We start from the raw sequence: 13,891 nt of genomic DNA, 5'->3' as shown, positions 1-13,891 counted from the left end.
GAACGGCAGGCCAGGGCTTTCCCCTACGGGCAGGTTGGGGGTTCCGCAGGAACCCTCGGCCTGCCCGTTCCGTTTACGGTAGAAGGGCGACCGCACACCGGCAGCCGCAGATACCCGAGGGGCGTTCATGGAAGCCGCCATCCTGATCCTGACGCTGCTGTTCGTCGCGTTCGTGGTGCTCGCGGTGTACGCGGGGGTCAAGGCCGTGCGGGCCGCCAAGCGCGGTGTGGACCGCACGATCACCCAGGCCCGCCGCTCCGTGGAGGACACCACGCTGCGGGCCAAGAGCTACGGGCAGCCGGGTGTGCAGGGGGAGCTCGCACAGCTGCGGCTCAGCCTGCGGACCTCGATGCGGGCCACCCAGGACGCGCTGAACGCCGGGGTCGCCGAGGACGCGTCCCTGCGTGAGTCGCTGGAGCTCTTCGAGCGGCTGAGCGTGCACGGGCGGGAGCTGGACGACGACCTCAGGCGTCTGGAGCGCGAGCCGGACCGGGCGACCGTCGCCACGCTGCTGCCTGGGCTGAAGGAGCGCACGGGGCGGATCACGCACTCGGCGGAGTCGCTGCGCTGGGCGGCGCGTGACCGGGCGCGGCGGTTCGCCGACGACGACCTCGCCGCGCTGAACGCCGAGATCGACGTGGAAGCGGGAGCCCTGCGGCACTGGACGACGGACGGGCCGGTGCCGGGCGGGAACGCCGGTGGCCCTCCCAGGAGCGAGACGGCGGGTCCGGCGGGTCCCGCCACGAGCGGCGCGGGCGGTCCCACGGCGGGCGGCGCCGGTCCCACGGTGGGCGGCGCTCGGCCGGGCCGGAGCGGCCCGGCCGGCACGGACACGCCGCAGGCGCTGACGCCGCCGGACGCCCGGCGGACCGGCGGGTACCCCTGGCAGAAGACGGCCAGGCCGGAGACCACGAACTGACACCGGCCCGCCCCGGACCGGACCGGCCGGGTACGTTCCGGAACGTGTGGCGCGGCGGGCCCGGCCTGCCCCGCGCCCGGCCCGGAGGGTAATCTCCGGCTCATGTCCCGCCATGTCGCGATCGTCACCGATTCCACGGCCTACCTGCCGCGCCAGACGATGGAACGGCACGGCATCACCGCTGTGCCGCTCACCGTCGTCCTCGGCGACCAGGCCTTCGAGGAGGGTACGGAGATCTCGGCCCGGTCGCTGGCTCTGGCACTGCAGAAACGCCACTCCGTGACCACGTCCCGGCCCAGTCCCGAGGTCTTCGCCGCCGCCTACCGCACCGCGGCCGAGGCGGGGGCGTCGGGCATCGTCTCCCTGCACCTGTCCGCGGAGATCTCGGGTACGTACGACGCCGCGTGTCTCGCGGCGAAGGACGCGCCGGTCCCGGTGCGCGTCGTCGACACGGGGATGGTCGCCATGGCCCTGGGCTTCTGCGCGCTGGCCGCCGTGGACGCCGTCGAACAGGGCGGCGGACCGGACGACGCGGTCGCCGCCGCGGAGAAGCGGGCCGAGGGCACCTCCGCCTACTTCTACGTCGACACACTCGACTACCTGCGCCGGGGCGGGCGCATAGGCACCGCACAGGCGTTGTTGGGGTCCGCCCTCGCCGTGAAGCCGCTGCTGCAACTGGACGGCGGGCGCATCGAGCTGCTGGAGAAGGTGCGGACGGCCTCCAAGGCCATCGCACGCCTGGAAGAGATCGTGGTCGAGCGGGCCGGGAGCGGAGCGGTGGACATCGCGGTGCACCACCTGTCGGCACCGGACCGCGCGGACGGGCTCGCCGAGCGCTTGCGCGAGCGGGTACCGGGTCTGGCGGAGCTGCACGTGAGCGAGGTGGGCGCGGTGATCGGCGCGCACACCGGGCCGGGGCTGGTGGGCGCGGTCGTGTCACCGCGCTGAAAGCTCACCCTCACGGGTGGCGGGATTATCCACAACCAGCTGGTTATCCACCGGAATTGACGCTGCTCAGCGCGTTTCCGCAGGAGTGTCTAGCGTCGGCGGCATGACTCTCCGCACACTCCATGTATCCCGTCGTGTCGTCGCAGTCGTCAGCCCGAGCGGCGGCACCGCCGACCGGCCGGTTCGGCCGCCGGGCCGACGCCTGCCGGATCCGGCCGCCCGCGCACGGCCGGGGCCGGGTGTCGCTCCCGGCGGCGGGGCGGGCACGGGTCCCGGCGGCCGTCATGCCCGTCGACGCCGTCCGGCGCGCGCGCCGGACGCGGCGGCTTCACGGCTGCGCGCGGACGCGCTGATGGCCGGGCTCCGCGCCGCCGGGGGAGCGGAGGCGGCGGTGGGCCCGGCGGCGCGGTCGGGCCGGGGCGATCCTGCCGCGGGCCCGCCCGTGCAGCCCTTGAGGAGGCCGCCCGCGCCTGAGAGGCCGTCCGCTCCCGGTGGGCCTTCTGCGCCCGGGAGATCGCCCGCGTCCGGGAGGTCGCCCGCGCCTGTGAGGCCGCTGGGGGGCGTGTCACTGCCTGCGAAGGCGGGTGTGGGTGCGGGCGTAGGTGCGGGTGCGAGTACGGGCGTCGGTGCGGGTGCCGTGGGCGCCGGAGGTGGTGCCCGTGCCGACCTGGGCGCGGGAGCCGTGCCGGGGGTGGGCGGCCGAGAGGGAACAGGAGCACCGCCGGGGGCAGGAGGCCCGTCCGGGAGGATGCTCTCCCCGGAGCCACGGGGCGCGCGCCCGGTTCCCTCGTGGGCCTCCGCGGCGACACCCCTGCCGAGGCACGGCCCCGTTCCTGCCAGTGCCGAGGCCAGTCCCCATGCCCATGTTCACGCTGGTGCTGGTGCTGGTGCTGGTGCTGGTGCCGGTGCTCGTCTCGGGACGGGCCTCAAGGTGGCGGGGGCGAGGGGGTCTGCTGCCGGGCGGCGGCCGGTGTCCGAGCCCGGGGTCCCGCCCACGGTGCCACCGCCACGGCCTCGATGGTGGCGGTCGGTGGGCCCGGCCCTGCGCGACCGGTTACCGCTGTGGCTACAGCTCCGATGCTCTCTGGAGCCGAAATCGCTGGCCGCGCTCGCCGTCGTCCTGGTCGGGGCGGCCGTCCTCGCCGGGGCGCACTTCTGGTCGGCCCGCCCTCAGACCGTGAGCGCCCCTGAGCGTGTGCGGGGGGCGGCCGCCGAGGCCCTGGTGCCTGCCATGGACTCCGGCGCCTCCGGTTCCCCCGGCTCCGGCTCCGAGGCGGCCGGAGGGGCCCCGGCCGTGGGTTCGGGCGGCCAGATCGTCGTCGATGTGAGCGGCAAGGTGCGCAGCCCCGGTATCCAACGGCTGCCGTCCGGCTCACGGGTCGCCGACGCCCTGAGCGCCGCCGGGGGAGTGCGCAAGGGCACCGACATGACCGGGCTCAACCGGGCACGCGTCCTGATGGACGGTGAACAGGTCGTCGTCGGCCTGCCAGGCGTGCAGCCCGCACCGGGCGGATCAGCGGGCGGCGGCGGCCCCACGGGGACCGGGCAGGCGGGTCCAGCGGCGCCGCTGAGCCTGAACACCGCCACCCCCGAACAACTGGAGACCCTGCCCGGTGTCGGCCCGGTGCTCGCCCAGCACATTGTCGACTACCGCACCGAACACGGGGGTTACCGATCCGTCGACGAACTGCGTGAGGTCAGCGGCATCGGTGACCGCCGGTTCGCGGACCTGCGCCCTCTGGTCGTGCCGTGAGCGGCCCCGCTGTCCACACCGCATCGGGACGGCGGCTGGGGGTGGCTGATCCGAGGCAGGAGGGGCCGCTCGACCTCAGGCTCGTCCCGCCCGCACTGGCGGCCTGGGCCGCCACCGCACTCGCCCTGGACGCGCCGGGGCGCTGGGTGGCCATGGGTGTGGCGCTCGCCGTCTGTGCCGCCCTGGGCATCGTGGGCGGAACCTGGGCCGTCGGCAGGGTGAACCGGGTCCGGGGCCCTGGGCCCGGTTCCGGACAGGCCGGCGGCGGTGCACCGGCGTACCGGTGGTGGCGTGGCACCGCCGCCGCCGGAGTGTTGCTCTGCGCGGCGGCCGGTGCGGCCGCCGCCGGGATCCACGGAGCCGACGCCCGGAGCGGGCCCGTACCCGGCCTGGCCCAGAGCTTCGCCCGAGCCGACGCGGAGGTGACGGTCACGTCCGACCCGCGCAGGACCCGGCCGCAGATCAGGGGAGATCACAGCATGCCCGCCTCCCTGCTCGTGGATGCCGAGGTCACCCGGCTCACCACCGCGGACGGCACGGTCACCCGGCTGCGCACCCCCGTGCTGCTCATGGTCACACCGGGCGAGGCGGCCGGCCGGTGGCAACGGCTGCTGCCCACCACCGGGCTCCGGATCGGTGGACGGTTCGCACCGCCGCAGCACGAAGGCGAACGCATCGCGGCCGTGATCCGTGCGGACGCGGGCAGGCCACCCGAGGTCATCAGGGCACCCACTCCGGTGCAGCGTGTCGCGGGGAAGCTGCGGGCCGGTCTGCGCGAGGCCACCGACGGGCTCGGCACCGACGCGCGGGCGCTCCTGCCGGGGCTGGTCGTCGGTGACACCTCCCGGGTCGGTCCCGAACTGGACGACGCCTTCAAAGCCACCGATCTCACGCACCTGTTGGCCGTCTCCGGTTCCAATCTGTCGATTCTGCTCTTCCTCCTCATCGGGCCCCCGGGGTCAGCCCTGCGGAGCGAACGCCGGGGCCTGGCACCACGCCTGGGTCTCTCTCTGCGCCTCACCGCACTGACCGGAGGAGGCATCGCGCTCGCCTTCGTGATCGTCTGCCGGCCCGAGCCGAGTGTCCTGCGCGCCGCGGCCTGCGGGCTGATCACCCTCCTGGCCATCGGCACGGGCCGCCGAAGGTCGCTGATCCCCGCCCTGGCCGCGGCGGTCCTGCTGCTGGTGCTCTACGACCCGTGGCTGGCCCGAAGTTACGGCTTCCTGCTGTCTGTGCTGGCCACCGGGGCGCTGCTGACACTCGCCCCACGGTGGAGCGGTGCCCTGCAACGGCACGGGGTCCCGCCGAGACTCGCCGAGGTTCTGGCCGCCGCCGGGGCCGCCCAAGCGGTCTGCGCCCCGGTGGTCGTCGTCCTCGCCTCCAGGGTGAGCCTGGTGGCGATCCCCTGCAATCTGCTGGCGGAGTTCGCCGTCGCGCCCGCCACCGTCCTGGGTTTCGCGGCGCTCGCCGTGGCCCCGGTGTCGATACCGGCGGCGCAGACCCTGGCCACGGTCGCCGGATGGCCGGCCGGGTGGATCGCCACGGTCGCCCGCACCGGAGCATCCTTGCCCGGCGCCCAGGCCGACTGGCCCGGCGGGTGGCAGGGGGCAGGACTGCTGGCCGCCGTCACCGTCGTCCTGGTGCTGTCCGCCCGCCGCCTGGCCCGCCACCCCTGGGTCTGCTCGGCGGCCGTGCTGCTCCTGGTCCTCGCGGTGCTGCGGCCCGTGCCGCTCACCAGGATCATGAGCGGGTGGCCTCCGCCGGGCTGGGCGTTCGCGCTGTGCGACGTCGGGCAGGGGGACGCCATGGTGCTCGCGGCCGGACAGGGGAGCGGAGTCGTCGTGGACACCGGCCCCGACCCCCGGCCGGTCGACCGGTGCCTGCGTGAACTCGGCATCACGCATGTGCCGCTCCTGGTACTGACGCACTTCCACGCCGACCATGTGCGGGGCCTGCCGGGGGTGTTACGAGGACGCGAGGTCGGCGCCGTCCAGACGACGAGCCTGCGAAAACCGGCTGAGCAGGCGGCGTTCGTGAGGCGCACCGCCGCCGAGGCACACGTCCCCGTCGTCCCGGCCGTGCCGGGGGAGCGTCGCCGGCTCGGGCCCCTCGACTGGCAGGTGCTCTGGCCGGCACCTCAGGTGGCGGGCGCGCCACCGTACTTCCTGACGGAGCCCAACGACTCCAGCCTCACCCTGTTCGTGCGGTCGGGTGCGCTGACCCTGCTGCTCCTCGGCGACCTGGAACCCCCCGCCCAGCAAGGGGTCCTGCGCAGATATCCGGCGCTGCCACGGGTGGACGTTCTCAAGGTGGCGCACCACGGCTCCGCCTACCAGGACGCCCGACTCCTGCGCACCGCCCGTCCCCGGCTCGCGGTCATCAGCTGCGGCACGGACAACCCCTACGGCCATCCGGCGGCCCGGACCGTCGAGGCACTCACGGCGGCGGGAGCACGGGTGTTGCGTACGGACATCGACGGGGCGATCGCGGTGTCCGGTGCCGGGGACGGGCTGCGCGCGGTGGGCCGTTCATGAGCGAGGGAGTGGGCCATTCATGGGTGAGGGAGAGGAGGGGCGCCGGCCGCGTGTGACACCCGGGGGCCACACCCTGGGCACCACCGTCCTGGCGAGCGGGGCGGGAGGCCGCTCGGCGCGCGTACGGGCTCAAGGGGGGCCGTCAATTCGGACCTTCGGTCACACCTCGGCTCAACCCGCGTCGAGGTGCCTCGTTTGCCTCGAACGTGGCAATGGTGGTCGAATGTTCATTCGTCGGCGGGCCGCTGCTCCGACAACGACGTCCAGCCGTCAGGGGCCCGAGGTGAGAACCGCCCTGGGGAGTGCGCATGTTCGGCCGTTTGCTAGGCAAGAAGGCCACGTCGGGCCACACGTTCGGCGGCGCCGTCGCGGGACTGCCGGTGCCGCACACCGCCGGTCTGCTCAGTTGCCGGGTACTGGACCCCGTGGGTGAACCGCTGCGGCAGGCCGAGTTCGCCGTCACCGACGCTGCCGGACGCAAGGTCGTCGGCGGCGAGACGGACCCCTTCGGAAGCGTCGTCGCCACCGTCCCCTCGGGCGAGTACCGCCTGGCCGTCACGGCGGAGGGCTTCACCCCGTTCCACAGCCAGACCACGGTGTCCGAGGGCGGGCACACCGGCCTCGGGGACGTGACGCTCCAGATGTCCCAGCCGCCGCAGCTTCCCGTGCCGGGGGAGTGGGAGATCGAGCCGATGCACTCCCAGATCGGCTTCACCGCACGCCACATCGGGATGGCCCGTATCCACGGCAGGTTCAACACCTTCGCCGGGGCGGTCCGGATCGCCGACCGCATGGAGGACTCCGCCATGCATGTCGTCATCGACGCCGCGTCGATCGACACGAACGTCCAGATGCGCGACGACCATCTGCGGTCCTCGGACTTCCTGGACGTGGGCCGCTACCCCACGCTGGAGTTCTACAGCGATCGCTTCGTCCACCGGGGCGGCAGCCGATGGGGGGTCAGCGGTGCGCTCACCCTGCACGGCGTGAGCCGCACGGTCACCCTGGACACCCGGTACCTCGGTCTCGGCAACGGCCTGGAGGGCGAGGTCCGCGCCGCCTGCCGGGCCACCACCGAGCTGCACCGGGAGGACTTCACCCTCACCTGGCAGACCATGCTCGCCCGGGGGATCGCCGTGGTCGGCTCCAGCATCTCGATCGACATGGACATCCAGATCGTTCCCAAGAGCTGACGGCCGCCCGGGACGCCGTGACGGCGGACGGGTGCTGTCAGGGCGCCTCCAGCCATCCCTCGTACTCCGCGGCGAACGCGTCGAGGGCCGTGGCGTCCAGCCGTCCGGCCGGGTCCTCCACGACCACGAGCCACTGGGCGTCCTCGGCGTCGTCCTCACCGGCCAGGGCGTCCCGTACGAGCTGGGGCTCCTCGGTGACGCCGAAGCGGTCGGCCAGTTCGTCGGCCAGGTCCTGGGCCGCGTCGCGGTCGGGCAGCACCAGTACATGTCTCACATCGCTCACCCGGACATTCTCCGGCATCCGCGTCCCGGCGGATCCCCGCCCCGGTCGAGCGGGTCCGTGGGCACAACATCCCGGCGCGTCACCGGGTGGTGCCGGGTGTATCCGGGCTCTCGTTCCGGCGGGCCCGGCCCTGTTGTCCGGTCCCGGTCCCGGTCCGGTCCCGGGAGAGGCGAGCGGGGGGAGAGGGCGTTGTCACAGGTGCGTGGGATGCTGGGGGCGATGGCCACCAGAAGGAATTCCACCGACGATCCGCTCGCCCCCGTCACGCTCGCCGTGGGCCAGGAGGACCTGCTCCTGGACCGTGCCGTGCAGCACGTCGTGGCAGCGGCCCGCGCGTCCGACGCCGACACCGACGTCCGCGACCTGACCTCCGACCAGCTCCAGCCCGGCACGCTCGCCGAGCTGACCAGCCCGTCGCTCTTCGCGGAACGCAAGGTGGTGATCGTCCGCAACGCGCAGGACCTCTCCGCCGACACGGTCAAGGACGTCAAGGCCTACCTCACCGCGCCCGCCGAGGAGATCACGCTCGTGCTCCTGCACGCGGGCGGAGCCAAGGGCAAGGGCCTGCTGGACGCCGTACGGAAGGCCGGGGCGCGTGAGGTCGCCTGCCCCAAGACCACGAAGCCCGCCGAGCGGCTCACCTTCGTGAGGTCGGAGTTCCGGACGCTGGGGCGTTCCGCCACGGCCGAGGCCTGCCAGGCGCTCGTGGACTCCATCGGCAGTGACCTGCGCGAGCTGGCGAGCGCCGTCTCGCAGCTGGCCGCGGACGTCGAGGGCACCATCGACGAGGCGGTCGTCGGCCGGTACTACACGGGCCGTGCCGAGGCGTCCTCGTTCACCGTCGCCGACCGGGCGGTCGAGGGCCGGGCCGCGGAGGCGCTGGAGGCGCTGCGCTGGTCGCTGTCGACCGGAGTCGCCCCCGTGCTGATCACCAGCGCGCTGGCGCAGGGCGTCCGCGCCATCGGCAAGCTCTCGTCGGCGCGGGGCGGCCGCCCCGCCGACCTCGCACGTGAACTCGGCATGCCGCCCTGGAAGATCGACCGGGTGCGCCAGCAGATGAGGGGATGGACCCCGGACGGGGTGTCGGCGGCGCTACGGGCGGTCGCCGTGGCCGACGCCGGGGTCAAGGGCGGCGGGGACGACCCCGAGTACGCCTTGGAGAAGGCCGTGGTCGCGATCGCGCGCGCGGCCCGTTCCGGAGGACGCTGAGCCGGCACCCGCCGTAGACCCGTAGACCCGTAGACCGGCATGCACGCCCCGGGACACGCCGGCCACCCCGACGCCTCGCGCACCCGGCCACCAGCCCACCGGGCAACCCAGAAGTCAGCGGCATGCCGGAGACTCCCGGGCAGCGCGAAGGCCCCGGGTCTGTCCTGGGGAGGACGGGCCCGGGGCCTTCGTGTTCATGCTCGGTGCGCCGCACCCGCGTGGCGAACGCAGGTTCGGTGTGCGGCGCGGGGTGCCGGTCAGGAGCGGGAGAGAGGGCCCGCTGAGTCCGTTCCGGCGTTCACATCACAAGCTCAGCCCTGGAGGCCGGCCACCTTGACTGCCAGCGCCGACTTCTTGTTGGCGGCGGAGTTCTTGTGGATGACACCCTTCGAGACAGCCTTGTCGAGCGCGCGCGACGCGTCGCGAGCGGCCACGGTGGCCTTCTCGACGTCGCCGGCGGCGGCAGCCTCACGGGCCTTGCGGATCGCGGTCTTGAGCGACGACTTGACGGCCTTGTTGCGCAGGCGCGCCTTCTCGTTGGTCTTGTTCCGCTTGATCTGGGACTTGATGTTCGCCACGAAAGAGCCTTTGCAGGTTCGTTGGATCTTCATTGGAGTGCCACGCCGCTTCGGAGAGCCACGAGGCACAGCTGCCCACGGTATCAGTCACCCTCCGACCGGCCCAAACCGCTCGGTACCGCCCAGGCGTGGGACGATGGAAGCTACGTATCGATCCGTCCGACCCGACTTCGACCCGAGACACGGCGTCCGGCGTCTCAAGAATCAGGACCCTGCGTGCCCGCGACTCCTATCCACGTGCCCGAGCCGAGCCGTACCGACCCGGCGCTGATCCGTAACTTCTGCATCATCGCGCATATCGACCACGGCAAATCGACGCTTGCCGACCGGATGCTTCAGCTGACGGGTGTGGTCGACCAGCGGCAGATGCGCGCCCAGTACCTGGACCGGATGGACATCGAGCGCGAGCGCGGTATCACCATCAAGTCCCAGGCGGTCCGTCTGCCGTGGGCGCCCACCGAGGGTGCGGACCAGGGCAGGACCCACGTCCTCAACATGATCGACACGCCCGGCCACGTGGACTTCACCTATGAGGTCTCCCGCTCCCTCGCCGCCTGCGAGGGCACGATCCTGCTGGTCGACGCGGCCCAGGGCATCGAGGCGCAGACACTCGCCAACCTCTACCTGGCGATGGAGAACGACCTCACCATCGTGCCGGTGCTCAACAAGATCGACCTGCCCGCCGCACAGCCGGAGAAGTTCTCCGAGGAGCTGGCCAACCTCATCGGCTGCTCGCCCGACGACGTGCTCAAGGTCTCGGCGAAGACCGGGGTCGGCGTGGACGCCCTGCTCGACCGGGTGGTCAAGGACGTCCCGGCCCCGGTCGGCGACGCCGACGCCCCCGCCCGCGCGATGATCTTCGACTCGGTGTACGACTCCTACCGGGGCGTCGTCACCTACGTCAGGGTCGTCGACGGCCAGCTCAACAAGCGTGAGCGCATCAGGATGATGTCGACGGGCGCCACCCACGAGCTGCTGGAGATCGGCGTCTCCTCGCCCGAGATGACCCCGGCCGACGGCATCGGCGTCGGCGAGGTCGGCTACATCATCACCGGGGTGAAGGACGTCCGGCAGTCCAAGGTCGGTGACACCATCACCAGCCTCAGCAACGGGGCGACCGAGCCGCTGGGCGGGTACAAGGACCCCAAGCCCATGGTGTTCTCCGGCCTCTACCCGCTGGACGGCTCGGACTACCCGGACCTCCGCGAGGCCCTGGACAAGCTCCAGCTCAACGACGCCGCCCTGGTGTACGAGCCGGAGACCTCGGCCGCGCTCGGCTTCGGTTTCCGTGTGGGCTTCCTCGGCCTGCTCCACCTCGACGTGGTCCGTGAGCGGCTGGAGCGCGAGTTCGGCCTGGAGCTCATCGCCACCGCGCCCAACGTGGTCTACCGCGTCGAGATGGAGGACGGCACCGAGCACACCGTCACCAACCCGAGCGAGTTCCCCGAGGGCAAGATCGACAAGGTCCACGAGCCGGTCGTCCGGGCCACGGTCCTGGCGCCCAGCGAGTTCATCGGCGCGATCATGGAGCTCTGCCAGAACCGGCGCGGCACCCTGCTCGGCATGGACTACCTCTCCGAGGACCGCGTCGAGATCCGCTACACCCTGCCGCTGGCCGAGATCGTCTTCGACTTCTTCGACCAGCTGAAGTCCAAGACCCGCGGGTACGCCTCCCTCGACTACGAGCCCACGGGCGAGCAGGCGGCCCAGCTCGTCAAGGTGGACATCCTCCTCCACGGCGACAAGGTCGACGCGTTCTCCGCGGTCACCCACAAGGACAAGGCGTACGCGTACGGCGTCCGGCTCGTCGCCAAGCTGCAGAAGCTCATCCCCCGGCAGAACTTCGAGGTGCCGATCCAGGCGGCCATCGGCTCCCGGGTCATCGCCCGTGAGACCGTCCGCGCCATCCGCAAGGACGTCCTCGCCAAGTGCTACGGCGGTGACATCTCCCGTAAGCGGAAGCTGCTGGAGAAGCAGAAGGAAGGAAAGAAGCGGATGAAGATGGTCGGCAACGTGGAGGTGCCGCAGGACGCGTTCATCTCCGTCCTGTCGACCGACGAGTCGGCCGGTGAGGGCAAGGGCAAGAAGTAGCCCCACCCCCCGCGCGGAACGCCGACGGCGCCCCCGCGCGGAACACCGGCGGCGCTCTCGCGCCGAACACCGGCGCCACCCGCGCGGACACCGGCCGCTCCCGCCCCGCGTGGCGGAGCACGGCCGGGAGGCCCCTGGGCTGCGGACACGTCCGCGGTCCGGGGGCCCGTTCGTTATCAAGCGGCGGCCTGTTGCCCCTTACGCCACGGACCCGCGCGCTCTAGTCTGAGCAGCACCCCGTTAGTTACTCGCCAGTTAAACAAGCAGGCCGCGCGGGAACGAGAAGCAGGAAGACAAGCAGCAGCACCGAGAAGCCGGTCGTAGTACATGCCGCAGGCCCGGAGGACGTCGTGAGCGACACACAGACCTTGATCGACAGCCGGCCGCCCTCCGTGGCGTCCCTCTTCATCGACCGCGTGGCGGCCACCCCGGACCGGGAGGCCTACCGCTACCCCGTGGCGGCGGCCTCCGGGCAGGGGCCGGACACCTGGAAGTCGCTGACCTGGGCACAGGCCGCGACCCGGGTGTACGCCATCGCGGCCGGTCTGATCGATCTCGGCGTCCGGCCGGAGGAGCGGGTCGCGCTGGCCTCCTCCACCCGCGTGGAGTGGATCCTCGCCGACCTCGGGGTGATGTGCGCGGGCGCCGCGACCACGACGGTCTACCCGTCCACCAACAGCGGCGAGTCCGCCTTCATCCTGGCCGACTCCGAGAGCCGGGTCCTGATCGCCGAGGACGCCGCCCAACTGGCGAAGGCGCGGGAGAACCGGGCCGAGCTGCCCCACCTCGCCCATGTCGTCGTCATCGACCCGGCCGGCGCCGAGCCCGCCGAGGGCGACCCGGAGGGCTGGGTCCTCACGCTGACCGAGCTGGAGGCGCGGGGCGCCGAGCACCTCATGAAGAACCCGGACGCGGTCACCGAGCGGGTCGAAGCGATCACCGCCGACCAGCTGGCGACCCTGATCTACACCTCGGGCACCACGGGCCGGCCCAAGGGTGTACGGCTGCCGCACGACAACTGGTCGTACATGGCCAAGGCGACCGTGGCGACCGGGCTGATCACCGAGGGCGACGTCCAGTACCTCTGGCTGCCGCTCGCCCACGTCTTCGGCAAGGTCCTCACCTCCGGGCAGATCGAGGTCGGCCACGTCACGGCGGTGGACGGCCGCGTCGACAAGATCATCGAGAACCTTCCGGTGGTCCGGCCCACCTACATGGCCGCCGTACCCCGGATCTTCGAGAAGGTCTACAACGGGGTCGCCACCAAGGCGCGGAACGGCGGGGCCGCCAAGTACAAGATCTTCCGGTGGGCGGCCGAGGTGGCCCGCGAGTACGCCCGTGTCTCCCAGGACAACTTCCGGCGCACCGGCACCGCGTCCGTGCCCTTCGCCCTCGGGGCCAAGCACAAGGTCGCCGACACGCTGGTCTACGCGAAGATCCGGGAGGCGTTCGGAGGCCGGCTCCGCGCCTGCGTCTCCGGCTCGGCCGCCCTCGCCCCCGACATCGGCTTCTTCTTCGCCGGCGCCGGTATCCACGTCCTGGAGGGCTACGGCCTCACCGAGTCCAGCGCCGCCTCCTTCGTGAACCCCGGCGAGTCCTACCGCACCGGGACCGTCGGCAAGCCGCTACCCGGCACGGAGGTACGGATCGCGGAGGACGGCGAGATCCTGCTGCGCGGCCCCGGGATCATGGAGGGCTACCACCGGCTGCCGGAGAAGACGGCCGAAGTCCTGGAGTCCGACGGCTGGTTCCACACCGGTGACATCGGGGAGCTCTCCCAGGACGGCTATCTGCGCATCACCGACCGCAAGAAGGACCTGATCAAGACGTCCGGCGGCAAGTACATCGCCCCGGCGGAGGTGGAGGGGCAGTTCAAGGCGGTGTGCCCGTTCGTCTCGAACATCCTGGTGCACGGCGCCGACCGCAACTACTGCACCGCCCTCATCGCGCTCGACGAGCCCACCATCCTCGGCTGGGCCGAGGAGAACGGCCTGGGCGGCAAGCCCTACGCCGACGTGGTGGCCTCCCCGCAGGCCGTCGCGCTCATCGACGGCTATGTGCGGCGGCTCAACGAGGGGCTCCAGCGCTGGCAGACCATCAAGAAGTTCCGGCTGCTGCCGCGCGACCTGGACATCGAGCACGGGGAGCTGACCCCCAGCCTCAAGCTCAAGCGGCCGGTCGTCGAGCGCGAGTACGGCGACCTCATCGAGGAGATGTACGCGGGCTCCCGGGAGGCGTGAACGGAGCATGGCCGGAGGCGTGCACGGAGCACGGCCGGAGGCGTGAACGGGGCGGGGCCGGAGGGCGTGACCGAGACATGACCGAGGGGTGACCCACGGGGACCGAGGGCGTGGCGCGCGGGTAGGCGCGCACTTCAGGGCCG

10 protein-coding genes are annotated in these 13,891 nt (G+C 72.4%); 8 read left to right on the top strand and 2 right to left on the bottom strand.

Features of this window, described 5'->3' with window-relative positions; all coding sequences use genetic code 11:
* Window positions 1-127 precede the first annotated feature (127 nt).
* The 5 genes from B9S64_RS09640 to B9S64_RS09620 all read left to right on the top strand — a co-directional run bounded on the left by B9S64_RS09640 (window position 128) and on the right by B9S64_RS09620 (window position 7,347).
* Window positions 128-919 carry a hypothetical protein gene (locus B9S64_RS09640; protein WP_109492021.1) on the top strand — a complete coding sequence of 264 codons (792 nt, stop codon included), beginning with the start codon at window positions 128-130 and terminating at the stop codon, window positions 917-919.
* A 102-nt stretch (window positions 920-1,021) separates the two neighbouring features.
* Window positions 1,022-1,867 (top strand): DegV family protein, encoded by an 846-nt coding sequence (locus B9S64_RS09635; protein WP_103488388.1) that lies wholly within the window; start codon window positions 1,022-1,024, stop codon window positions 1,865-1,867.
* Between the two features lie 748 nt (window positions 1,868-2,615).
* Window positions 2,616-3,620: a ComEA family DNA-binding protein gene (locus B9S64_RS09630; protein ID WP_258037767.1), complete on the top strand. Its 1,005-nt coding sequence runs from the start codon at window positions 2,616-2,618 to the stop codon at window positions 3,618-3,620.
* Window positions 3,617-6,154 carry a ComEC/Rec2 family competence protein gene (locus tag B9S64_RS09625; protein WP_103490186.1) on the top strand — a complete coding sequence of 846 codons (2,538 nt, stop codon included), beginning with the start codon at window positions 3,617-3,619 and terminating at the stop codon, window positions 6,152-6,154. Before B9S64_RS09630 ends, B9S64_RS09625 begins: the two co-directional genes overlap by 4 nt.
* 308 nt (window positions 6,155-6,462) lie before the next feature.
* A complete protein-coding gene (locus B9S64_RS09620) occupies window positions 6,463-7,347 on the top strand; it encodes a YceI family protein (RefSeq protein ID WP_103490187.1) in 885 nt (294 codons plus the stop codon).
* A gap of 37 nt (window positions 7,348-7,384) precedes the next feature.
* Here the strand turns inward: B9S64_RS09620 and B9S64_RS09615 are convergent, their stop codons facing one another.
* Window positions 7,385-7,648 carry a hypothetical protein gene (locus B9S64_RS09615; protein ID WP_103490188.1) on the bottom strand — a complete coding sequence of 88 codons (264 nt, stop codon included), beginning with the start codon at window positions 7,646-7,648 and terminating at the stop codon, window positions 7,385-7,387.
* Between the two features lie 201 nt (window positions 7,649-7,849).
* On the opposite strand from B9S64_RS09615, the gene holA reads away from it, so the two are divergent.
* Entirely contained in the window at window positions 7,850-8,839 is a 990-nt protein-coding gene (gene holA / locus B9S64_RS09610; RefSeq protein WP_103490192.1) for a DNA polymerase III subunit delta, read from the top strand.
* A gap of 311 nt (window positions 8,840-9,150) precedes the next feature.
* Here the strand turns inward: holA and rpsT are convergent, their stop codons facing one another.
* Entirely contained in the window at window positions 9,151-9,417 is a 267-nt protein-coding gene (rpsT, locus tag B9S64_RS09605; protein WP_014045865.1) for a 30S ribosomal protein S20, read from the bottom strand.
* Window positions 9,418-9,633: 216 nt separating this feature from the next.
* Between rpsT and lepA the strand changes: the two genes are divergently transcribed.
* Window positions 9,634-11,508: a translation elongation factor 4 gene (lepA, locus tag B9S64_RS09600; protein WP_103490189.1), complete on the top strand. Its 1,875-nt coding sequence runs from the start codon at window positions 9,634-9,636 to the stop codon at window positions 11,506-11,508.
* A 350-nt stretch (window positions 11,509-11,858) separates the two neighbouring features.
* Window positions 11,859-13,748, top strand: coding sequence for a long-chain fatty acid--CoA ligase (locus B9S64_RS09595; RefSeq protein WP_103490190.1), 1,890 nt, complete (start codon window positions 11,859-11,861; stop codon window positions 13,746-13,748).
* Window positions 13,749-13,891 lie beyond the last annotated feature (143 nt).

The sequence above is a fragment of the Streptomyces sp. SM18 genome (assembly GCF_002910775.2).
GTDB lineage: Bacteria > Actinomycetota > Actinomycetes > Streptomycetales > Streptomycetaceae > Streptomyces > Streptomyces halstedii.
This window is presented reverse-complemented; position numbering and strand designations above follow the sequence as displayed.